The sequence below is a fragment of the Nocardioides sp. NPDC051685 genome (assembly GCF_044453405.1).
Taxonomy (GTDB): Bacteria; Actinomycetota; Actinomycetes; order Propionibacteriales; family Nocardioidaceae; genus Nocardioides.
Map to the genome: position 1 here is coordinate 757,052 of NZ_JBITCR010000002.1, position 21,405 is coordinate 778,456.

At 68.8% G+C, this 21,405-nt stretch carries 18 protein-coding genes and 1 pseudogene; 7 read left to right on the forward strand and 12 right to left on the reverse strand.

Features of this window, described 5'->3' with window-relative positions; translation table 11 throughout:
• Positions 1-119 precede the first annotated feature (119 nt).
• Positions 120-2,288, forward strand: a complete 2,169-nt coding sequence (locus tag ACIA03_RS08680; RefSeq protein ID WP_396981233.1) for a TerD family protein — start codon at positions 120-122, stop codon at positions 2,286-2,288.
• 44 nt (positions 2,289-2,332) lie between these two features.
• Here ACIA03_RS08680 and ACIA03_RS08685 read toward each other — a convergent pair whose 3' ends face one another.
• Positions 2,333-2,497 (reverse strand): hypothetical protein, encoded by a 165-nt coding sequence (locus ACIA03_RS08685; RefSeq protein WP_396981235.1) that lies wholly within the window; start codon positions 2,495-2,497, stop codon positions 2,333-2,335.
• Between the two features lie 351 nt (positions 2,498-2,848).
• Here ACIA03_RS08685 and ACIA03_RS08690 point away from each other — a divergent pair, with 351 nt between their 5' ends.
• Positions 2,849-3,124, forward strand: a complete 276-nt coding sequence (locus ACIA03_RS08690) for a helix-turn-helix domain-containing protein (protein ID WP_396981237.1) — start codon at positions 2,849-2,851, stop codon at positions 3,122-3,124.
• Between the two features lie 90 nt (positions 3,125-3,214).
• On the opposite strand, the gene ACIA03_RS08695 is transcribed toward ACIA03_RS08690, so the two are convergent.
• The 3 genes from ACIA03_RS08695 to ACIA03_RS08705 form a co-directional block, all read right to left on the reverse strand.
• Positions 3,215-4,510, reverse strand: a complete 1,296-nt coding sequence (locus tag ACIA03_RS08695) for a tyrosine-type recombinase/integrase (protein WP_396981239.1) — start codon at positions 4,508-4,510, stop codon at positions 3,215-3,217.
• A 268-nt stretch (positions 4,511-4,778) separates the two neighbouring features.
• A complete protein-coding gene (locus ACIA03_RS08700) occupies positions 4,779-5,534 on the reverse strand; it encodes an SDR family oxidoreductase (protein WP_396981241.1) in 756 nt (251 codons plus the stop codon).
• Positions 5,535-5,605: 71 nt separating this feature from the next.
• Positions 5,606-6,532, reverse strand: a complete 927-nt coding sequence (locus ACIA03_RS08705; protein ID WP_396981243.1) for an aldo/keto reductase — start codon at positions 6,530-6,532, stop codon at positions 5,606-5,608.
• A gap of 75 nt (positions 6,533-6,607) precedes the next feature.
• Here ACIA03_RS08705 and ACIA03_RS08710 point away from each other — a divergent pair, with 75 nt between their 5' ends.
• Positions 6,608-7,201, forward strand: coding sequence for a TetR/AcrR family transcriptional regulator (locus ACIA03_RS08710; RefSeq protein WP_396981245.1), 594 nt, complete (start codon positions 6,608-6,610; stop codon positions 7,199-7,201).
• A gap of 325 nt (positions 7,202-7,526) precedes the next feature.
• On the opposite strand, the gene ACIA03_RS08715 is transcribed toward ACIA03_RS08710, so the two are convergent.
• Positions 7,527-8,393: a GntR family transcriptional regulator gene (locus tag ACIA03_RS08715; protein WP_396981247.1), complete on the reverse strand. Its 867-nt coding sequence runs from the start codon at positions 8,391-8,393 to the stop codon at positions 7,527-7,529.
• A gap of 184 nt (positions 8,394-8,577) precedes the next feature.
• On the opposite strand from ACIA03_RS08715, the gene ACIA03_RS08720 reads away from it, so the two are divergent.
• From ACIA03_RS08720 to ACIA03_RS08735, 4 genes are read left to right on the forward strand one after another with little or no spacing between them, the layout of a single operon-like run.
• A complete protein-coding gene (locus ACIA03_RS08720; RefSeq protein ID WP_396981249.1) occupies positions 8,578-9,555 on the forward strand; it encodes a 2-keto-3-deoxygluconate permease in 978 nt (325 codons plus the stop codon).
• A 32-nt stretch (positions 9,556-9,587) separates the two neighbouring features.
• A complete protein-coding gene (locus ACIA03_RS08725) occupies positions 9,588-10,853 on the forward strand; it encodes a RuBisCO large subunit C-terminal-like domain-containing protein (protein WP_396981251.1) in 1,266 nt (421 codons plus the stop codon).
• Complete coding sequence (locus ACIA03_RS08730; protein WP_396981253.1) at positions 10,853-12,178, forward strand: four-carbon acid sugar kinase family protein; 1,326 nt, start codon at positions 10,853-10,855, stop codon at positions 12,176-12,178. Before ACIA03_RS08725 ends, ACIA03_RS08730 begins: the two co-directional genes overlap by 1 nt.
• On the forward strand, positions 12,175-13,218 hold the full coding sequence (locus tag ACIA03_RS08735) for an alcohol dehydrogenase catalytic domain-containing protein (protein ID WP_396981255.1): 1,044 nt from the start codon (positions 12,175-12,177) through the stop codon (positions 13,216-13,218). The genes ACIA03_RS08730 and ACIA03_RS08735 overlap by 4 nt, the downstream gene beginning before the upstream one ends.
• A 114-nt stretch (positions 13,219-13,332) precedes the next feature.
• Here the strand turns inward: ACIA03_RS08735 and ACIA03_RS08740 are convergent.
• The 7 genes and pseudogenes from ACIA03_RS08740 to ACIA03_RS08770 all read right to left on the reverse strand — a co-directional run.
• A pseudogene (locus ACIA03_RS08740) lies at positions 13,333-14,046 on the reverse strand (acyl-CoA dehydrogenase family protein); the annotation flags it as partial.
• Positions 13,980-14,225 (reverse strand): 3-hydroxyacyl-CoA dehydrogenase NAD-binding domain-containing protein, encoded by a 246-nt coding sequence (locus tag ACIA03_RS08745; protein ID WP_396981806.1) that lies wholly within the window; start codon positions 14,223-14,225, stop codon positions 13,980-13,982. The pseudogene ACIA03_RS08740 and the gene ACIA03_RS08745, both read right to left, overlap by 67 nt.
• Positions 14,226-14,326: 101 nt before the next feature.
• On the reverse strand, positions 14,327-15,967 hold the full coding sequence (locus ACIA03_RS08750; RefSeq protein ID WP_396981257.1) for an L-lactate permease: 1,641 nt from the start codon (positions 15,965-15,967) through the stop codon (positions 14,327-14,329).
• Positions 15,968-16,010: 43 nt separating this feature from the next.
• Positions 16,011-17,339, reverse strand: coding sequence for a glycolate oxidase subunit GlcF (gene glcF / locus ACIA03_RS08755; RefSeq protein ID WP_396981259.1), 1,329 nt, complete (start codon positions 17,337-17,339; stop codon positions 16,011-16,013).
• 4 nt (positions 17,340-17,343) lie between these two features.
• The gene (locus ACIA03_RS08760; protein WP_396981261.1) at positions 17,344-18,510 is read right to left on the reverse strand and encodes an FAD-binding oxidoreductase; all 1,167 of its coding nucleotides are present in this window, start codon (positions 18,508-18,510) and stop codon (positions 17,344-17,346) included.
• Positions 18,510-19,976 (reverse strand): FAD-linked oxidase C-terminal domain-containing protein, encoded by a 1,467-nt coding sequence (locus tag ACIA03_RS08765; protein WP_396981263.1) that lies wholly within the window; start codon positions 19,974-19,976, stop codon positions 18,510-18,512. Before ACIA03_RS08765 ends, ACIA03_RS08760 begins: the two co-directional genes overlap by 1 nt.
• Before the next feature lie 90 nt (positions 19,977-20,066).
• Positions 20,067-21,398: an ATP-binding protein gene (locus ACIA03_RS08770; protein ID WP_396981265.1), complete on the reverse strand. Its 1,332-nt coding sequence runs from the start codon at positions 21,396-21,398 to the stop codon at positions 20,067-20,069.
• Positions 21,399-21,405 lie beyond the last annotated feature (7 nt).

Below are 21,405 nucleotides of genomic sequence, written 5' to 3' on the forward strand. Positions count from 1 at the left end.
CTCCGCTCCCTCAGATCCGTCTGATCTCGACGATGGCGAGAGCGTAACCCTGGCCACCGACAAACGGCGCTGCCGAAAACCCTGAGGCGTTGCGCGGAGCACCTGCGATGATCCGATCCATGACATCCAAGGTGCGGGAGACCCTGATCGCCTCGACGTGGACTGTGCCGCTTGCCACAGCCGAGCCGAGCGCGAGGCCACGCAGCGAGGCCGTGGCCCGACAACTGGATGTCACGCTGATCTCGAGCGGGTTCAAGGCAGCTCCGGAGCTACTCCGTCATGTTGCGTCACTCGATCAAAAGGCCGCCACCGAGCTGGCAGAGGAGATCGTGCGCGTCGCCGCGACAGCGATCGGTGCCCGCGCGAAGCACAACGTCTACTTCCGCGACTTCCCGCGCAATGTGCCCGACACCGTGGAATTCTGGGCCGGCCTCCTCGCGGATGCGCTCGCCAAGGCCGACACACCCGAAGACATCGTGGCGCTCTTCGCGCCAGCAGGCGGCCTGAACCTGCTGCGGCTGCCTGGCTACGGCCGATACCGGCACACCTACGCCGAGATGGTGGTCGCCCACGACACGTTCATCCCCACCCTCGGCGACCGTCACACGCTCGTACGCCTCGGCGGCACGCTCGACGACGAAGCCCACGCCCAGCTGCTTGATCTGGCCGCCCGGACCACACCACCCAACGCCGAGGACCTCGCCGAGCTGGCGGTCCTTGCTGAGCACTGTGCCGAGATGGCTCAGCCCGACGAAGTCCCTGCCCGAGAGCGGCGTGCGGTCCTCAACGCCGCCCAAGTCAGTGCTGGTCGCGAACCGGTCGTCACCACCGTAACCGACGTGCTGCGACTGGCCGCAGCGTTGAGCGGTGGTGACGTCACGCTCGCGACGCCGACCAGGTTCGTCTCGCTTCCTCGTCGCATCCGCCGCCTGCTGTTGGCCGCGCTGGACGCCGTGGTTGTCAAGGACCGTGCACGGGCTGCCGACGTTCGAGGTCACGCCGAGATGTGGAAGCGACTCGGTGAGCGGCTACACCCGCATGAGCACCCGCACTGGCCGCACGCGGAAGAGGTGTTCGCGACCGCGCGCGATCCGGGACATACGCCGACCTTGGCCGCGCGCACCGAAGGAGCGCTGCTTCGTGGAGAGCTCGCTGAAGCGGTGGACGTGCTGGCGACTGCTCCGGGCACGCTGGTGCGTGCCTTCGACCGGCTGGCCCGCCTCGCCACCACCTCCAAGGAGCAGGAGATCGTCATTGCTGCGCTGAGCGAGGCACTCCCACGCGCGGCGGGACGGCTCGTGCTCTCGTTGCGCGAGCACGTCGCCAACCGCACCGGCACCAGTGACGTACGTATCTTCGTGAACAGGCTCGGCCACGCCCACGCTGCGACCGACAACCGCGATCCCCTCGATCCCGACCTGGTCGCCCGAGTGAACTCGATGTGCGATGCGGAATATCTGCGCCGCCTCGGCCTCGGCCACACGGCCGTCATCGATCCTGAGATGCTGCGGGTGACGCTGCCGACCTCTGGCAAGGCACGGTCCGGTGGTTTCGGCACCCTTCCGCGTGGGTCCCGCACACGGGTCGACGGCGATTCGCTGCGCTTCTTCATGCACTGGCGCCAGGCAAAGAAGACCACCGACTTGGACCTGTCCTGCCTGATGCTCAACGGCCGGTTCACCGACCCCGAGCACGTCTCCTACACCCGTCTGCGCGGCGACGGGATGGTCCACTCCGGCGACCTGGTCGATGCACCCGAGGGCGCCACCGAGATGATCGACGCTAACCTCGACAAGGTAAGGCGCGACGTGATCATGCCCCAGGTCCAGGTCTACTCGGGCGAGCGGTTCGAGCAGTGTGCGGAGGCGTACTTCGGGTACATGCAACGCTCCCCCGAGCAAGCCGGCCTGCCGTTCGAGCCCGCGACGGTCCGGATGCGATCCGACCTGACCGGACCGGGGCGCGTAGTCCTGCCCGTCGCGTTCCTGAAGATGGCCGACGGCTGGGAAGCCCTCTGGCTGCACCTGCACCAACCGGGCTGGCCGCGCTTCAACACCGTTGAGGGCCAGGCCGCCCTAACGACCACACAGGTACGCACTATCGCCACACGGCGCTACCTGGACGTCGCCTACCTCGCCGACCTGCTCCGTACCGCAGGAACAGACGTGTCCAGCGGCACCTCAGCACCGGCCGGCGCGACCCTCATCACCAGCGAGGCTCCGCTCGACCGGCCCGACGGCGTACGCATGATCACCCCTGCGAACCTGATGGACCTCGTGCCCGCCTGACCGGTATTCTCGGCGATGGCCGAGGCCATGCGGCGGCTTCCTTCTCACCTCTCCGATGAAACAGTCGCCGCGCCTTCCTTGCCATCGTCCGCGACGTCGGCGGGATCCCGAGCGACCTCGAGGACGTTCTCTGCCTGGTCGAGGAACTGACGAGCCTTCGCCCGCCGGCCCGCGCGGGTCACTCGGGTGCACTCGACGGTCTGGCTCATGAGGCCCGCGCCGATCTGGTGCTCATCGAGCCAGCCGGGGTGATTCGGAGCCAGAAGGACCGCGGACCGAAGAGCCGGATCTCGTCAGCGCATATGGAGTCCACCACCGGATCACCATGCACGAGCGCGTTGCGCACCTCGCGGCGCTCCATCTCGAGCACACGGGGGTCATTGCCCGTCCATGCGGTCGCCTCTTTAATGAGGCCGAAGACTCCGGCGAAGCGGTCTCAGCAGCGCAGGCGTACCTCGACAACCGCCGCGAGTTCGGCATCGGGGTACCTTTGACTTCCGGCTGGGCGCCGTGGCGCACCTCAGTGATGAAGGTGTAGATCGTTCGCGAGGAGCAGAGTCATGACCAGTCAGCCCGACCGAGCCGCGCCGCCGACCCTCGCAGCATCCTTGCTCACCATCGAGGAGGCCGCGGCGTACCTCAACGTCCCTCAGCGCTGGGTGGCCGACGCGGTGCGCCAGCGCCGGATCCGATGCACTCGGATCGGAAAGCACGTGCGATTCCGCATCGAGCATCTCGAGGAACTGATTGCCGCAGGCGAGCAACCTGTGACGGCGCCTGGCGCGGCGAGCGTCCTCGCCCTCAGGCCCACGAGGTCTAGCCGCTCGCTTCTTTGACCTTCAGACCTATCGGGCTGGTGGGTTGAGGATGCGATACCGCGCGAGCCGAGGAAGCTGTGCGATATGGCTGCACACTGCGGCCTCCGCTCAGGCGACCGCAGCATCGACTCCCCCACGCAAGATGTGGAGAGGAGGTCGGATCTGCTCCCCGTTCAACACCGCGTCGACGATGTCAGAGATCAACTCGTCTCCAGCCGGCAGCAGGTGGCCGTAGGTGTCGACCGTGGTCGTGATCGACTCATGGCCCAGCCGCGCCTGGATGTGTGGCAATGGCGCACCTCCTGCAATAAGCCACGAGACGTGGGTGTGTCGCAGGTCGTGGAAACGGAACGGCGCAATGCCGTCCTCGACCAACTCCTCCATCAACGGCTGCCAGACCCGGGTGTAGAAGTCGGAGTTGTGCACCGGCAGGCCCGTCGGGGAGACGAAGACGAAGTCGTTGGCGGCCTTGCCCTCGATCAGGTTCTCCAGGATCTCCGCGATGCGCGGCGAGATCGAGATCGTACGCCGCGACTTGGGCGTCTTGGGGTTGCCGAGGTAGTGCTGACGCATCTTGTGCTTGTCCCGAACCTGCTTCTTCAGCCAGGACGGGATCTCGGTCTCGCCGTTCTCCCCCACCCGCTTCCACGCCTTGTTCACCCGAATCGTCCGGTTGCGCAGGTCGATATCGCTGACCCACAACGCCGTGATCTCGCCGAACCGAAGTTCCGTTCCGGCAGTAACCCGGATCAACTCCGCGGCAGAGTACGAGTAACCCTCGGCCTTGCCGACTACGCCGGCGAACTCGTCCTCGGAGAGGAAGCGCAGCTCGGCCTGGGACTGCTTGACACGTCGGCGCTTCGGTGCGGTCCGGGCACACGGATTCACGGTGAGGAACCCCTGCTCGACGGCATAGTTGAAGATCCCGTACATCAGGCCGTGGTAGTTCGCCTTCGTCTTCAAGACACGGTCCCAGTCGATCAACCACGCCTTGATGTCCTGCTCGCCGATCGCGCCCACTGACCGCCCGAACGGGAGAGCTCCACGGATCTCAGTCCTCGCCAGAGTCCTGACCTGCGACACGTACTTCTTGCGCTGACCCGGCGTGATATCGACGATCTGCCGGACGTACTCCTCCCCGATCACCGGGAAGGTCGGCGGTTCCTCTAGCGGGTCTCCACCGTTTGGACGAACGAAGCCCTCACCCTTCACCCAGCCGTCCGGCCAGCGCTCACCGGCCGCCTCGACCATCTTCTTAAAGCCTTCAGCGCGGGCCACGTTCTGCTCTTCAGTGCCAGCGCTGAACGTCTCGGTCTGCCGGTTCCCGCTACTGCCGCCGAGCCTCCAGGCGACATACGCCGAGAGTCCTCCCCCGCTGCGCTTCCGTGTTTCGATCCATGCCATGTCAGGCACCTCCACCAGTTAGGTGCAGGTCTGTGCCCTACCGTCGGGCAGATCCCCGGACGCAACGAGGTGTAACGGTGTGCAACCGTCCTACGATTCACGCTCAGAGGGTGAGAAACAGGCTCTGACCTCGGGGTTTAGACCGGTTCAAGTCCCCCCTCGCGCACAGAGAGAAACCCCAGGGAGACCTGGGGTTTCTCGCATTTCACCCGATCGGTTTCCATCACTTTTCTGCGACGGCGGTGGACGTCGGGTTCAATAGTCGGAATCAATAGAGGGTGGTCTGGCCTCCGTCGATGACCAGGTCGTGCCCGACGACGAAGCCGGACTCGTCGGAGGCCAGGAACGTCACGGCCGCCGCAACCTCGCGGGGATCGCCGAACCGGCCCGCGGGGATGCCCTGACGGATCCCCTCCATGACCTCGGTGCGGTACTCCGCCGGGATAGGTGCCTTGTCGTACAGCGGGGTTGCGATGGGGCCGGGGCTGATGGCGTTGAACCGCACGCCGTGAGAGACCAAGAGGTCGGCGTTCCAGGACCTCACCAGGGACGATACGGCGGCCTTGGTTGCGGCGTAGGCGTTGGCGTTCTGCCCGCCCCCGTGCGCGCTGTTGGACGCGTTGACGATCACCGACGCGGGTCTCGCGAGGACGGGGACCAGGGCCTGCATGAGGAAGAAGACGCTCTTGACGTTGATGTCGAAGAGGCGGTCGAAGCTCTTCTCGTCGTGCTGCTCGAACGGGCGCCAGTCGGAGACGCCCGCATTGAGGAAGACGGCGTCGAGCTCACCGACGTGGTCTCGGACGACGTCCGCCAGGCGACGTTGGGCATCGAGGTCGAGAGCGTCAGCTCCCACCGCTACGACACCGCCGCCGAGCGTCGTGGCCGCAGCGTCGGCGCTCTCTTGAGTGCTTCCGGTGATGATGAGTCGCGCGCCTTCGGCGAGGAAGTGCCGCGCAGTCTCCAGGCCGATGCCGCTGGTGCCTCCGGTGATGAGAGCGCGCTTTCCTTGCAGTCGTGTCATGGGTCTACTCCAGGTGTCGATCGGGGTGTGTGAGTGAAGAGGTTCGTCTCGCCGGTTGGGCGCGAGAGGCCCTAGTTGGCGTGAGCGCCGGTCGGTGCGATGCGGTCGATATGGGCGAGGTCGTCGGCGGTGAGCTCGAGCCGAGCGGCTCCGTTGTTCTGGGTGACCCGTTCGGCATTGCCGGACCCGGGGATGGGGACGATGTACGGCCTTCGGGCCACCAGCCAGGCCAGCGACAGCTGCGACAGGGTCGCGCCCTTGCTCTCGGCGAGGGCAGTCAGCTCGTCGACGATCTCGAGGTTGGCCTCGAAGTTCCCCGGGGCCCACCACGGGGAGCGGCGGCGGAAGTCGCCGGCGTCGAGCGCGTCGCGCGGCGTGACGGCGCCGCCGAGGAATCCTCGCGCGAGGGGCGCGTAGGCGACGAGTCCGATGCCGAGCTCTTCGAGCAGAGGGAGGACCGCCTCGGACTGACGGGAGAAGATCGAGTACTCCGCCTGCAGGACGCTGATCGGGTGCACGGCGTGCGCCTTTCGGAGGTTGTCCGGGGTGGTGTTGGACAGGCCGAGGAACCGGACCTTGCCGGCATCGACGTACTCCTTCATCACACCCACCACCTCCTCGACGGGCACCGTCGGGTCATCGATGTGCTGGTAGAGCACATCGATGTGGTCGACCCCGAGGTGGCGCAGGCTGTTGTCGATGACCTCACGCACGTGGTCCGGCCGCGAGTTGGGAGTGAAGGAGGGCGTGAAGCCGAACTTCGTCGCGATCGTCACCTGGTCCCGCACCGAGGCCAGTGCCGTGCCGAGCAGCCTCTCCCCTCGACCCCACCCGTACAGCTCGGCGGTGTCGAAGTGAGTGACTCCGTCGTCGTAGGCGCGGCGGATGGCAGCGATCGAAGCGCGGTCCTGACTCTCGTCGAGCAGCGCGATCCGCATCGCGCCGTAACCGATCGCGGACGTGGTGAGCCCCTGCTCACCGAGTGTGCGTTTCTGCATGGTGCGAACCCTTCCTGGGCTTCTGTCGGTTTATGACAACTATGTCAGACACTGACAACTGTCTAGAATGCGGGCATGAGCCGAAGCGACGAAAAGGCCGGCGGGCTGCGCGCCGTTGCGCGTGACGCGGTCCGTCAACGACTGGCCGACGTGGCCATGGACCTGTTCGCCGAGCATGGGTTCGAGACGGTGACGGTGGAGCAGATCGCCGAACGTGCCGGCGTCTCGGCCCGCACCGTGCACCGGTACTTCCCGGCGAAGGAAGACATGGTGATCGGCATGCTCGAGGCCAACGGAGGATTCGTGCGGGACGCACTCCTGGCCCGTCCGGTCGACGAGCCCGCCCTGCTCTCGCTGCGCGCGGCCTACACGGCCTTGGTCCGACGAGGACCCCACGATGAATCACGCGACAGAACCGCGATGCGCCTGCTGTCGAGCACACCGTCGCTGCGCGCCCGCAACGTCGAGAAACACCTGGTCTGGGCCGAGCTCCTGACACCAATCGTCGCCGAGCGGCTCGACGGCGACGACACGCCTCTTCGCGCGAGCGTGCTCGTCGAGACCAGCCTCACCGCGTTCCAGCAGTCGATGATCGCCTGGGCAGACGACCCCACCGAGCGGCCGATGGCAGAACTGATCGACATCGCTTTCCGCGATCTCGTGCGCTAGTCGGACGGAGTTCTTCGACGTCGCCGGCAGCCAGTCCGCCGACTTCGGCACGAAACGAGCGACGCCCGAGCGGGTCGTCACCATCGCCCTCAACACGCTCGACCGTCGGTACGCGCCGCCGTCGGTGATCACCAACGGCCAATCGCTCACCCTCGCCAGCAAGATCCTGCCCCGCCGCTCGATGGTCCGGCTCATCGGTCAGATCGCACGCCGCCAGCACACGCAGCGGTGGACGGCGCCCGTACCAGAGCGCCATCCTCCACTCTTCCGCGGCCTGACCCCGCAATCGAGGGAGAGCCCCGGCCGACCATGCGCGCCGGGCGGTTCAGGCGGGATTCGACGATTGGTGGGCGTCGAGCAGGATGGAGAGCTCGTCGACGAGCTCCCGGACGCGATCGAGGTCAGGGGCGGGGCGTGGTAGGTCGTGCCGGGGGCCGACCTGTGCATCGACGTCGAAGACCGTTCCGGGTCGATGCCAGGCGGTGAACCATTCGAGTCCCCGGCCCTGCTCGTCGAGCGTCGCCCCCTGAAGCAGCATCACCGGTACGCCCACGCCGACATCGAGGTGGCGTGCCACGCTCTCGTCCGCCGGCACCGCCTGGACGTGCCGCGGCCCGCCCGAGGGAATGGCGCCGTTGGCGCGCATCCAGTCGTGCAGCGAGCCACCGTCGAGCTCCTCCGCGTTCAGCGTCGGGAACCGGTCACGCGGAATCCACGTATGCATGAAAATAAGGGGCTCGTCCCCGACAGAACGGACGCGCTCCAGCTTCCAGGTGTCGACCGACCCGAGCGTTTCGGCGGCGACCTCGGGAGCCGTCTCGACGGTCAGGTCGAGGATCTTGGTGCGCAGCTCCTCACCGCGAGCGGCAAGCTGCTGCCTGAGGCCGCCGGCCTGCTCGGCCCGGCGGTGATGCTCGGGATGGGGCGCGACGACCGTCCCGCGACCACGTTGCCTGTGGATCAGCCCGAGATCGCCGAGCTCGCCGAGGGCTTGCCGGACCACACTGCGCGAGACACCGTAGGTGATCTGCAGCGCCTCCTCGGTCGGCAGCGGTGCGCCCGGGGGCAGCGCGTGGCTCTCGATCTGTTGGCGCAGAGCGTCGCGGATCTGCGCGTAGAGGGGCGCGCCCGTGGAGCGGTCGATCTCGGGCGATCGAGCCGTGCCGTTCGTGGCGGTCGCCTTGCGTGACATTCGTTCTCCAGCCCCTTCCGCAGCACCGATGCAGTCAATCTAGCGTGCATGAATCTGCCTGTTGACGTGTGACCGACACCACTCTACATTTGTACGGACGTTTCGTACGTACAAAGTGCCCCTGGAGGAAGAGATGAGTGATTCGCTTCGGACCGGCCCCTCGCGGGTTCCGATGTTCAAGGCCATGCGTGCAGTGCCTGGCGGGGTGATGATCATCCCGCTGGCGCTGGGGGTCCTGGCGAACACGTTCGCTCCCGGGGCGCTGGGAATCGGCAGCTTCACGACCGCCCTCTTCCGGGACGGCGCCCTGACGTTGATCGCTCTGCTCGTGCTCGCGACCGGCGCACAGATCACCGGGTCCCGCAACGGCAAGGGCGCGGCCGGCACCACGCTGGTGGTCCTGGTCGCCAAGACACTTGTGCCCATCACCCTGTGTGTCGTTCTCGGTCTCACCGTCGGCATCGACGGGATCGCCGGAGTCTCGATCCTCGGGCTCATCGCGATCTACGGAAACAGCAACGGGGCCTTGTGGCTGGCGTTCGCTGGGGAGTACGGCGACGAGCGCGACAGCGGGGCCTATGTGGCGAGCGCGTTCGACGACGGGCCGTTCCTGGCGATGGTCTTCCTGGGTGCCTCCGGGCTCGGCGACATTCCGGTGCTCGCACTCGTCGCGGCCGTTGTCCCGTTCATCATCGGCCTGTTCATCGGCGCCGTCGACCGGGAGTGGACCGCCGCCCTGGACGCGGTCCCGAACGTCACGATCCCGTTCATGTCGTTCTGCGTGGGCACCGGCATCGACCTGAAGACCGTGCTGACCGGTGGTGCCGTCGGCGTCGTCCTCGGCGCGGGCGTCGTGTTCCTCACCGGAGGACTGACCTACCTCGGCTACCGCTATGTGCTGCGTCGCGGGCCGATGAGCGGGATCGGATTCGCTGCGGGCACGACCGCCGGCAATGCCGTCGCGGTGCCGATGGCGGTCGCGGTCGCTGACCCCAGGTTCGAGCCGTTCGTGGCGTCCGCGGCGGCGCAGACCGCGACCGCGGTCCTGGTCACCGCTCTGCTGGCACCGACCGTTGCGGCCTGGGTTCTGCGGCGGGCGGGCGCACTGAAACCCCATGCGGTCGCCGCGGCCCCACGCGCCGCCGACATCTCCCGTGCCTAGTCGTGCCTCACCCCAACCGATCGGAGCCGTACGTGCGTGATCCGCGCATCATCAGGTGCACCTACTACATCGAGTCGAGCATCGAGCCGAGTCGCGCTGCCGCGATCCTCGCCGGCGAGCAGTCCAGTGGCACGTTCGTGGCCGTGCCCGGCGAGTCGGAAGAGCTGCGAACCCGGCACGCCGCCGAGGTCGTGTCGGTCTCCGACCTCGGCAGGTGCGCGCCGGCGCTCCCCTCACGCTCCCGACCCGAGCGAGTCTCCGCGGCGGAGATCGTCGTCGAGTTCCCGATGGAGAACGTCGACACCGACATCGCCACCCTGCAGACGACGGTCGCCGGCAACATCTTCGAGCTGGGAGAGCTGTTCGCGTGCCAGCTACGGCGGATGGAGCTTCCGGACGACTTCGTCGCAGCACATCCGGGCCCTGCGTACGGCGTCGAGGGGACCCGCAAGCTGATCGGTGGTGCCACCGGAGTCCTGGTCGGCACCATCATCAAGCCCAACGTCGGACTCCGTGAGGACGACTTCCGGGCGACGGTGCGCAACCTCGCCCGCGGTGCGATCGACCTCATCAAGGACGACGAGCTGATGACCGACCCCGCATACCTTCCCCTGGAGACGCGCGTACGCATCGCCACGGAGGAGATTCGGGCTGCTGAGCAGGAAACCGGCCACCCGACGATGTACGCCTTCAACATCACCGGCGACCTCGCGGGCCTGAAGAGGCGCCACGACCTCGTGGTCGAGGCCGGCGGTCGGTGCGTGATGCTGAACGTGCCGACGATGGGCCTGCCGGCGCTGCGTTGGCTACGTTCGTTCTCGGAAGTTCCGATCCACGGCCACCGCGCGGGGCTGGCGGCATCCATGCGTCACCCCGGACTCGGTGTCGCCTACCAACCATGGCAGCAGCTCGCGCGCCTCGCCGGGGCCGACCACCTGCATGTGAGTGGCCTGGGGAGCAAGTTCTACGAGGAGGACGACCAGGTGGCGACCAACATCCGTGCCCTCCAGACACCTCTCGGAACGACCACCGACCCGTTGCCGACACTGTCCTCCGGGCAGAACGTGCGTACGCCGGAGCTCACCTACTCGGCGGTCGGGTCGACCGATCTGCTGATGCTCGCCGGCGGCGGGATCGCCGCCCATCCCGGCGGACCCGCGGCCGGCGTACGCAGTCTGCGCCAGGCGTGGGAGGCAGCCATCTCAGGGCAGCCGCTCGACGAGGCGGCGACAAGCCTGCAGGTGCGCGGCGACGATGCCCTCGCGCATGCGCTGACGACCTTTCCGGCGGGTGCCTGATGCCGCAGATCGGATTCCTCGCCGACGACCTGACCGGGGCGGGCGACGTACTGGCGCAGGCCCATGCGCTCGGGCTGGACGCCGCGCTCGTGCTGGATCCCGAGCGGGTCTCGTCGACGACCGGTGACGTGGTCGGCATCGCCGGGCCCGCCCGCTCCCTCGCCGGGGAAGAGCTCGACGGTGCGATCAGAGCCGGACTGGCACAGCTTGCCGGCCTGGACCTGACGGTGCTGCTGTACAAGGTCTGCTCGACCTTCGACTCATCACCGACCATCGGCAGCATCGGCCGCGCCATCGAGCTCATGCACGAGCGGTTTCCGGGGCACGGACCGATACCGGTCGTCCCCGCCCAACCCGACTTCGGTCGCTACACCGCCTTCAGCCACCACTTCGGGGTCCACCACGGCCTCATCCATCGCCTGGACCGCCATCCGGTGATGTCACACCACCCGGCGACACCCATGCGCGAGGCCGACCTGCGGCTGGTGCTGGCCTCCCAGCTCGCCGGCAGACCCGCCATTCCCGGACTCCACCTCCCCGCCTACTCCGACGGCTCCTTCTCGGCGCAGTGGAAACAGCTGAGAGCCGGCGGCGACGAGGCGTTCGTGGTCGACGCGGTGGACGAGGCTCACATGGACGCCGTCGCAGCCGCTCTCTGCGAGGATCGGACACCGACCCGAACGCCCCTCGTCGTCGGCTCCGGAGGCATCATGGCCGCGCTCGCGCGCCGATCCGGAGAGCCCAGACGTCCTGAGGCGCCATCTGCAGCCAGCGGCCCGACGCTCGTGGTGTCGGCCTCCGCGTCGGCGACCACCGATGCGCAGATCGCCGACGCGGTCAGCCACGGATGGGTCGAGATCGCGATCCCGCCCGAGGCCATCACCAGCGAGGCCGCCGCGAGCGAGTCCCTGCGTGCCGTCGAGGCGGCGCTGGGCGACGGTCACGACGTCATCGCCCACACCACGCGCGGTCCCGCCGACCCGCGCCTGCGGGCGGCGCCGGTGTCCTCCGCACAGGTCGGCCGCACCCTCGGCAGCCTGGTACGCAGCGCGGTGCGACGCGACCTCACCCGAGACGTGGTCATCTGCGGCGGTGACACCTCGAGCCACACGCTCCTCGCTCTCGGAGTCAGCGAGCTGCGTGTCGCCGAGCAGTTCGTCACCGCCGGGCCGATCTGCGCCACCGATGCGCACTCGGAGCTCGCCGGCTGCCGCCTGCTGCTCAAGGGCGGCCAGGTCGGCCCGCCCGACCTCTTCCGCCGGTTCGCACGCCGGACCGACACCAAAAGCCACCACAGTCTCCCCGAGAGGACGAATCAGCGATGAGAGCAGTCATCAAGCCACAGCCGGCACACGGCATCGAGGTACGCACCGACTGGCCCGACCCGACCCCCGGGCCGGGCGAGGTTCTGGTGAAGGTGGCCGCCGCATCGCTGTGCGGCACCGATCGCGAGCTGCACGAATGGACACCGTCCGCGCAAGCCTTCGACCTGGCCCCTCCCGTCGTCCTGGGACACGAGGGCTCAGGGACCGTGATGGCCGTGGGCGACGGTGTCGGAGCCATCGCCATCGGCGACCGCGTCGCCCTCGAGAGCCACCTCATCTGTGGAACCTGCTATCCGTGCCGTACGGGCAGTGCTCATACGTGTGAACGCACCAGGATCCTGGGGATGCACATCGACGGCGTGTTCGCGGAGTACGCCGTGGTGCCCGAGGGCATCTGCGTACCGTTGCCCGATTCCGTGTCCCTCGAGACCGGCGCGCTGCTCGAGTCCGCGGGTGTGGCCATGCACGCCGTGCAGCGTTCCGGCACCGCGGTGGCCGGCCAGAACGTCCTGGTCAACGGATGCGGCCCGGTCGGCCTCGTCATCGCCGAGATCGCGATCACCATGGGGGCAGCCCACGTCGTCGCGGTCGAGCCGAATCCGTTCCGGCGCAAGCAGGCCGAGTCGCGCGGGGTCCAGGTGCTGGATCCGTCCGAGGACGTGGTCGGTCTGTGCCGCGACATCGCCGGCCAGCGCGGCGGCTTCGACGTGGCCTTCGAGGTCTCCGGCGTACGTGGCGTCCTCCCCATCCTCTTCGAAGCCCTGCGTCGCGAGGCCACCCTCGTGACCGTGGGTCACCCCAGCGAGCCGGCACCCATCGACATCGCCACCCATGTGAACAAGAAGGGCGTCACGCTCCGCGGCATCTTCGGACGCCGGCTGTGGGACACCTGGGAGCAGCTGCTGCTCCTCGTGGAGTCCGGACGCCTGGACCTCGAATGGCTCGTGACACACCGACTGCCTCTGGAACAGGCCGAGAACGCGATCGATCTCCTGACCGGGGACGCCGGCAAGGTGCTGCTCATCCCAGATCTGCAGTGACACGGCTACGCGAACAGGAGACAACGCAGCACCGCCTGTGCCCTCCGACGCTGGAGACCGCAGACGCGGTCTCCAGCAGGTTCGTCGTCGCTCCGTACGCGGTGACGACCTGGGTCACAGAGTCGACTGGATGCCGGCGAGGAGCTGGCGGGCCATCACGATCCGCTGGACCTGGTTGGTGCCCTCATAGATCTGGGTGATCTTGGCATCACGCATCATCCGCTCCACCGGGTAGTCACGGGTGAACCCGTAGCCACCCAGCAGCTGGACGGCATCCGTGGTGACCTGCATCGCGACGTCACTCGCGAAGGCCTTGGCCGCGGCACCGAAGAAGGTCAGGTCCTTGTCACCCCGCTCCGAACGACCTGCGGCGGCGTAGGTGAGCTGACGGGCGGCCTCGATCTTCATGCCCATGTCGGCGAGCATGAACTCCACCCCCTGGAACTGTGCGATCGGCTGACCGAACTGCTTGCGCTCCTTGATGTAGCCCAATGCGTAGTCCAGCGCCCCCTGGGCGACGCCGACGGCCTGGGCGGCGATGGTGATCCGGGTGTGGTCGAGGGTCTGCATGGCGTAGGTGAAACCAAGACCCTCCTCGCCGATGAGCCGGTCGGCGGGGATGCGGACGTTGTCGAGGTCCACCTCACGCGTCGGGGACCCCTTGATCCCGAGCTTCTTCTCCGGCGCGCCGAAGGAGACCCCCTCATCGGACTTCTCCACCACGAACGCCGAGATCCCCTTCGACCGCATCGAAGGGTCGGTCATCGCGAGGACGGTGTAGTACTCCGAGACACCCGCGTTGGTGATCCACCGCTTGACCCCAGGTAGGGCACCAGCAGGCTGTTGACCACGAACCCGGCCCGGTCGGTCGCCTCGATCGGCTGCTTGCCGAGCGTCTTGGCGACGAAGGTCTGCATCCGCTCCAGCGTCTCCGGCGAGGTGGTCAGGCTCGGGATCAGCTCGACCAGCTGCATCACCGGTGCCGGGTTGAAGAAGTGCACGCCCATCACGTTCGCCGCCCGCCCGGAGACCGCACCGAGCTTGACGATCGGGATGGAGGAGGTGTTCCACAGGTCGGTCACGGGTTCCCCGAAAGTACTTGGACATCTCAGGGGACCATCCAGCCCAGCACAGGGGTCGACTGGAGGGCGACGAGAACGCACATGAACGCCAGCATCGCGATGCTCCAGCCGAAGACCTTGCGGAAGATCTCCCCCTCCTTGCCCGCCATGCCGACGGCCGCCGCCGCGATCGCAAGGTTCTGCGGGCTCACCATCTTGCCGAGCACACCACCCGAGGAGTTGGAGGCCGCCATCAGCACCTGGTCGAGGCCGGCCTCCTTCGCCGTGGTCACCTGGAGGAGGCCGAAGAGCGCGTTCGACGAGGTGTCCGAGCCGGTGACCGCGACCCCGAGCCAGCCGAGGATCGGCGAGAGGATCGCGAACGCACTGCCGGTTCCTGCCAGCCAGGCGCCGATCGAGCCGGTCTGACCCGAGAAGTTCATGACGTACGCCAGGCCCAGCACCGCCATCACGGTGACGATGGCGGGAGCGAGCTGCCTGTAGGTGTCGCGGTAGGTGGTCGCGACCGCGCCGGGCCCGATCCTCAGGCAGATCGCGGTGATGATGCCCGAGAGCAGCAGCATCGTGCCGGCGGCCGGGAACCAGTCGAACTTGAAGCCGCCCTGAGCACCGGCGACGTCGCCGAGCCCCGGGAAGACCACGGTCGGGGTGTAGTCGGTTCCGGAGAGGGTGAACGGGCGGTGGGCCAGTGCGTCCTTGATGGCCGGGATGCTGACGATCACGAAGATCACGATGATGATCGCGTACGGCAGGAAGGCCCTGAAGACCTCGCGCCTGCTGTCCCTCGCCTCGTGCGCCTCGGCTCCTGGACCGGAGCTCGAGGCGACCAGCGACTCGGCGAGGACCTTCTCCCGCGGCTGCCATACCCGCAACAGGCCGACGACCACCACGACCGAGAAGAGCGAGGCGACGATGTCGGCCAGCGGGACGGAAATGTAGTTCGAGGCCACGAACTGCGCGATGCCGAAGCCGAGACCGCACAGCAGCGCCGGGATCCAGGTCTGCGCGAGACCACGCCGGCCGTCGACCACGAAGACCAGGATGAGCGGCACCACCACCGCCAGGATCGGGGTCTGGCGACCTACCATCGCGCCCAGCGTGTCGACGCTGAAGCCGGTCTGGTCCGAGAGCGCGTTGATCGGCGAGGCCATCGCGCCGTACGCCACCGGGGCGGTGTTGGCGATCAGCGCGACCGCGGCCGCCTTGACCGGCTTGAACCCCATCGCCATCAGCATCACCACGGTGATCGCGACCGGCGTACCGAACCCGGCCAGGGCCTCGAGCAGCGCACCGAAGGAGAAGGCGATGATCAGCGCCTGGATCCGCTGGTCGTCGCTGACCTTGCTGAACGCCCGGCGCAGCACGTCGAAGTGGCCGGTGTGCACGGTCAGGTTGTAGACGAAGACCGCGTTGATGACGATCCACATGATCGGGAAGAAACCCGAGAACAGGGCGCCCTGGGCGCCGGACAGGATCGCGTCGTCGGCCGGCATCCGGAAGAGGGCGACGGCGACGACCAGGGCGACGCCCAGCGAGACGAGGCCGGCCTGCCAGGCCTTCATCCTGAGTCCGCCGAGAAGGACGAACATCGTGATCAGCGGCAGGGCGCCGCACAGGGCGCTGAGGACGAGCGATCCGCCGACCTGGTCGGCTGCTGGCTCAAACATGGCGACTCCGAGAATGTTGGGGGATTGTCGAGTTGTCGGAGGATCAGATGGTGCGGCTGCGCAGCACCTCGGGCGAGGAGCCGCGGATCGACGCGTCGAGCACCTCGATCAGATGGGCCATGCCGACCTGGTGTCCCTGCGCAGCGATCGCCGAGGCGACCTGGAGCAGACAGCCCGGGTTGGCGGTGACGAGCACCTCGGCGCCGGTGGCGACGATGTTGCGCGCCTTGCGCTCGCCCAGCTCGCGGGCAGGCTCGGGGTTGAGGATGTTGTAGATGCCGGCCGAGCCGCAGCAGATCTCGCCCTCGGCGATCTCGCGCAGCTCGATGCCGGGGATGCCCCTCAGCAACGCCCGCGGCTGGGCGCGTACGCCCTGGGCATGGGCCAGGTGGCAGGCATCGTGGTAGGCGATGGTGAGGTCGAGCGGGTGACGCTCGGCGACCGGGCCGAGCTCGTCGAGGATCTCGGCGATGTCGCGGACCTTGGCCTCGAACGCCGCGGCCTTGGCGGCGTACGCGGGGTCGTCGGCGAGCAGCCGGGCGTAGTCCTTGAGGGTCGACCCGCAGCCGGCGGCGTTGATGACGATGTGCTCGACACCGGCGTCCTCGAACGCGTCGATGATCCGGCGGGCGTACGCCTGGGCCTCCCGCTCACGGCCGTTGTGCACCGAGAGCGCACCGCAGCAGCCCTGGCCGGCCGGAATGACCACGTCGCAGCCCTCCGCTGCGAGCACCCGTGCGGTCGCGGCGTTGACGCCCGGGAAGAACGCGCCCTGCACGCAGCCGGTGAGCATGCCGACCACCGCTCGCCGCTCCCCTGCCGCGGGCACGAGGTCGGGCAGCGGTTCGGCCTCGGTGATGGTCGGGGTGAGCCGCTCCATCGCGGCCAGGTGCGGCGCCATCCGCTCGAGCAGGCCGGTCCGGCGCAGGCGACGATCCAAGCCGGTGCGCTGCAGCAGCCGCAGCGGACCGCGCATCGCGCGCAGTCGCCCGGGGTGCGGGAAGATCGCGAAGATCAGGCTCCGCAGCGCCTTCTCCTTCGGCGTACGCGGGTGGTTGCGCTCGACCTGGGCGCGGGTCTGCTCGATGAGGGTGTCGTAGCGGACGCCCGAGGGGCAGGCGGTCACGCACGACATGCAGCCCAGGCAGTTGTCCCAGTGCTGCACCATCGAGTCAGACATGGGCTCGCCCTCGAGACCCTCCTTCATCAGGTAGAGCCGCCCGCGCGGGGAGTCCATCTCCTCGCCCCACAGCAGGTAGGTCGGGCAGGTCGGCAGGCAGAAGCCGCAGTGCACGCAGTCGTCGAGCAGCTGCTGGTCGGGCGGGTGCTCCTCGTCGAAGGCACCCAGGTTCCGGATGTCGATGTCGGTCATGGCACTAGATCCCTCCTACGAAGCGGCCCGGGCTGAGCCGGTGGTCGGGGTCGAACTCGTGCTTGACCCGGCGCATCAGGTCCAGGGCCGGGACCGGGCCCCACACGTCCAGCTGCTCCTTCACCGCACCGGGAGCATCGAGGACCACGGCGCTGCCGCCGTGGCGTCCGGTGGTCTCGCGCAGCCTCGCGAGGATCGCCTGGATCTCGGCGATGTCCCGATCGGCCGAGACGGCGACGTACGCGACCCCGACGCCTGCCGAGCCGCGCAGCCCGAGCTCGCCGGAGGCCTCGACGACGTCTGCGAGGCCGGAGAGCCGGAAGGTGACCTTGATCGCGACGTGGCTGGCGGTGGTGTCGTCCCACGGGTAGCGGTCCCAGCCGGCAGGCGGCCGCTCGCTCGTCTCGGCGCCGGGGAGCAGTCCGCTCAGGACGGCCGTACGTCCCGCCACGCCCTCCGGGCGTCCCTCGACCAGCACGTCGACCCGCACTCCCCCGGCGGTGGCGTCCACCTCGAGACCGGAGGGCACCGTCTGGGAGTGCAGGACCGCTTGGGTGAGCTCGGCGGCGTGGGCGGCGTCGCGCGCGGCGACGCTGACCCAGCGACGGCTCTGCGGGACCGGGTGGAGCCGGAAGGTCGCCTCGGTCACCACGGCCAGCGTGCCCATCGAGCCGACGAGGAGCTTGCCGACGTCGTAGCCGGCGACGTTCTTGACCACCTTGCCGCCGGCCTTGGCGACCACCCCGTCGGCGCGCACCATCGTCACGCCGATGAGCAGGTCGCGCATGGTGCCGGCGAGCATCCGCAGCGGTCCGCTGGTGTTGGTCGCCAGCGCACCGCCGACGGTCGTGCCGGGGACCGTCTCGTCGAGCGCGAGCCGCTGACCGGCCGTGGCGACGTGCTCGTTCAGCCGGGCCAGGGGCATCCCGGCTCCGACGGTCGCGATCAGGTCACCGGAGGCGTGCTCGCTCACCTGGTCGAGCGCGGAGAGATCGAGCAGGATGTCGGCGGAGGTGGGTGGGTTGCCCCAGCCCAGCTTGGTGCCGGCACCGGTCGGGATCACGGACTCCCCCGCGGCCGCCGCGGCGCGCATGATCTCGGCGACCTCCGCGGTGCTCGTCGGGTGCTCGGTCCGGCCGGGCGTGACTCCGGAGACGGTGATGTCGGACATCAGAAGACCTCCGCCACGCCGGCCTGCTGCAGCGGGTGCGCGCCCTGGCGCCGGCCCGGACGCTCGCCGCACAGCCGTGGGGTCGGGAAGATCTTGCCCGGGTTGGAGATCCGGTCCGGGTCGAAGGCGCAGCGGACCAGCTGCATCGTGTCGAGGTCCTCAGGGGCGTACATCTTCGGCATGTGGGCCGCCTTGTCGGCACCGACGCCGTGCTCCCCGGTGATGGAGCCGCCGTGGCGCAGGCAGAGGTCGAGGATCCCGCGGCTGACCTCCTCGGCTGCCTCCCCGGCTCCGGGGACGGCGTCGTCGAAGAGCACCAGCGGATGCAGGTTGCCGTCGCCGGCGTGGAAGACGTTGGCGACGCGTACGCCGGAGCGCTCGGAGAGCTCCGTGATCGCACGCAGCACCTCGGGCAGGGCGGTCCGCGGGATCACGCCGTCCTGGACGATGTAGTCGGGGCTGATCCGGCCGACGGCGGCGAAGGCCGACTTGCGGCCCTTCCAGATCAGGACCCGCTCCTCAGGGGTCTTCGCGGTGCGGATCTCGAAGGCACCGGCCTCCTCGCAGAGCCGGACCACGTCGGCGTACTCCGCGTCCACCTCGGCGGCCGGACCGTCCAGCTCGATGACCAGCACCGCGCCCGCGCCGTCCGGGTAGTTGCAGTGCACCGCGGCCTCGGCGGCCTCGATCGCGAGCGCGTCCATCATCTCGATCGCCGCCGGCACGATGCCGGCCGCGATGATCGCGGACACGGCGGCACCGGCGCGGTCGGTGGAGTCGAAGCCCACCAGCAGGGTGACCACCTTCTCCGGGAGCCGCACCAGCCGCACCGTCACCTCGGTGACGATGCCGAGCGTGCCCTCCGACCCGACGACTGCACCGAGCAGGTCGTAGCCGGGACTGTCGGGAGCGTCCCCGCCGAGGCGTACGCGGTCCCCGTCGGCGGCGACGAGCTCGGCGGCGAGCACGTGGTTGGTGGTGAAGCCGTACTTGAGGCAGTGCGCACCGCCGGAGTTCTCCGCCACGTTGCCGCCGATCGAGCAGACCTGCTGGCTGGAGGGGTCCGGCGCGTAGTAGTAGCCCTCCGGGGTCGCCGCGCGGGTGACGTCGAGGTTGATGACGCCGGGCTCGACCACGGCACGCTGGTCCGCCCGCCGGACTTCTTTGATCGCCCGCAGCCGCGAGGTGACCACCAGGACGCCATCGGCGTGCGGCAGGCTGCCGCCGGAAAGTCCGGTGCCTGAGCCGCGGGCGACGTACGGGATCCGCTGCTCGGCGCAGCACCGCACGATCTCGGCCAGCTGCTCGGCGGTCTCGGGGATCACCACCAGCGCCGGGGTCACCCGGTAGTGGGCCAGCCCGTCGCACTCGTACGTCCGCAGCCGGGCGTGGTCGGTGATCACCCCGTCCTCGGGGAGGAGCGCCCGCGCCCGCCGGATCAGAGTCTCCAGTGGTGTCAGGCCCATTGCTCCCTCGATTTCGTATCGTGGAACCTTGCTTCTGCCACCTGGAACTTTAGGGCACGTGGCGCGGCGAGGGCAATGGTTTGTTGTGACTCACGTCACCTGACGCCGGAATCGCCACCGCGGGAAGCGGATCTCGAACGTCGTCGGCCCGGCAGTCGAGACGAGCCTGACGTCCCCACCCGCGGCGACGGCGACCCGCCGGGCCAGGGCCAGCCCCAGTCCGGCACCGTCGCCGTCGCCGTCGGTGAACCGGGTGCCTGCGTCGAAGATCGTCTCCCGGTGCTCCGGGTCCACGCCCGGCCCGTCGTCGCTGAGGGTGATCCCGATGGCATTGTCCGACTCGGTGGCGGCGATCAGGACGCGCCGGCTCGCGTGACGTACGGCGTTGTCCAGGACCGGAGCCACCGCTCGTTCGACGAGCTCCGGGGGTGCCGCGACCAGGTAGCGGCCGGGCGGGATGTCGACCACGACGTCGACATCGTGCCTGGGCAGCGCGGCGGTCAGGTCCGCCATCACCTCGGCAGGGTCGGCGCGGAGGGTCGATCCGGTCCGGTTCCGGGCCAGGGCGAGCAGGGTCGTGATGCTGGCGGAGAGCCGGTCGACGAGCTCGATGATCCGCACGTAGCGCTCGTCCGTCGGTGTCGCGTTCCGGCCGAGCTCGGCCTCGCCGCGGATCGCGGTCAGCGGCGTACGGAGCTCGTGCGCGAGCTCGGCGGTGAGCCGCTGCTCGTCCCGCAACGCCGTGGCCACCCGGTCCAGGAGCGCGTCGAGGGTGTTGCCGAGCTCGGTGAACTCGTCGCTGCCCTCGGTCAGATCGAACCGGGTCTCCAGATCGCGCTCGGACCAGTCGGCAGCGAGAGCCGTCATCTGATGCACCGGGCGCAGGGTCCGCCCGACCGTCCACGCCGACAACGCGGCCGTGCCGGCCACCACCACCGCGCCCAGAACGAGCAGGGAGATCAGCGCAACGTCGCGGGTCCGCTCGTAGGGTTCCACGCTCTCGGAGGCGACGAGGACCGCCGTCATGTCCTCGGCGCCCGCGACCTGGACGGGACGTGCCAGGTAGCGACGCTCGTCCTGCACCAGCGTCTTCTCCGTGGTGACTCCCGACAGCGAACGCACCGGTGCCGACAGCCCCGCCGCCAGGCGCGGACCAGCGACGAGGTCGCCCCCAGCGTCGAAGACCCAGACCCGGTCGTCGACGTCGTCGGCCTGCGACGGAGCCAGCGCGAGGTCGCCACCGGCGTCCACATGCAGACTCTCCGCCGCGGCCTCGACCCGGTACCCGAGAGCCTCGTCGATCTGACGCGTGGTGAGCCCGGAGATGATGAACCCCACCACGCCGATCATCGCCACCATCACGACCGCCGTCACCGCGGCGGTGCTCCACGCCACCCGGGCGCGCAGGCTGCGTCCGAACACCCGAACC

Coding starts and splice junctions, on each gene's coding strand:
- ACIA03_RS08680 (WP_396981233.1), top strand. CDS start 120: ATGACATCCAAGGTGCGGGAGACCCTGATCGCCTCGACGTGGACTGTG.
- ACIA03_RS08685 (WP_396981235.1), bottom strand. CDS start 2,497: ATGAGCCAGACCGTCGAGTGCACCCGAGTGACCCGCGCGGGCCGGCGG.
- ACIA03_RS08690 (WP_396981237.1), top strand. CDS start 2,849: ATGACCAGTCAGCCCGACCGAGCCGCGCCGCCGACCCTCGCAGCATCC.
- ACIA03_RS08695 (WP_396981239.1), bottom strand. CDS start 4,510: ATGGCATGGATCGAAACACGGAAGCGCAGCGGGGGAGGACTCTCGGCG.
- ACIA03_RS08700 (WP_396981241.1), bottom strand. CDS start 5,534: ATGACACGACTGCAAGGAAAGCGCGCTCTCATCACCGGAGGCACCAGC.
- ACIA03_RS08705 (WP_396981243.1), bottom strand. CDS start 6,532: ATGCAGAAACGCACACTCGGTGAGCAGGGGCTCACCACGTCCGCGATC.
- ACIA03_RS08710 (WP_396981245.1), top strand. CDS start 6,608: ATGAGCCGAAGCGACGAAAAGGCCGGCGGGCTGCGCGCCGTTGCGCGT.
- ACIA03_RS08715 (WP_396981247.1), bottom strand. CDS start 8,393: ATGTCACGCAAGGCGACCGCCACGAACGGCACGGCTCGATCGCCCGAG.
- ACIA03_RS08720 (WP_396981249.1), top strand. CDS start 8,578: ATGCGTGCAGTGCCTGGCGGGGTGATGATCATCCCGCTGGCGCTGGGG.
- ACIA03_RS08730 (WP_396981253.1), top strand. CDS start 10,853: ATGCCGCAGATCGGATTCCTCGCCGACGACCTGACCGGGGCGGGCGAC.
- ACIA03_RS08735 (WP_396981255.1), top strand. CDS start 12,175: ATGAGAGCAGTCATCAAGCCACAGCCGGCACACGGCATCGAGGTACGC.
- ACIA03_RS08745 (WP_396981806.1), bottom strand. CDS start 14,225: ATGGGCGTGCACTTCTTCAACCCGGCACCGGTGATGCAGCTGGTCGAG.
- ACIA03_RS08750 (WP_396981257.1), bottom strand. CDS start 15,967: ATGTTTGAGCCAGCAGCCGACCAGGTCGGCGGATCGCTCGTCCTCAGC.
- glcF (WP_396981259.1), bottom strand. CDS start 17,339: ATGACCGACATCGACATCCGGAACCTGGGTGCCTTCGACGAGGAGCAC.
- ACIA03_RS08760 (WP_396981261.1), bottom strand. CDS start 18,510: ATGTCCGACATCACCGTCTCCGGAGTCACGCCCGGCCGGACCGAGCAC.
- ACIA03_RS08765 (WP_396981263.1), bottom strand. CDS start 19,976: ATGGGCCTGACACCACTGGAGACTCTGATCCGGCGGGCGCGGGCGCTC.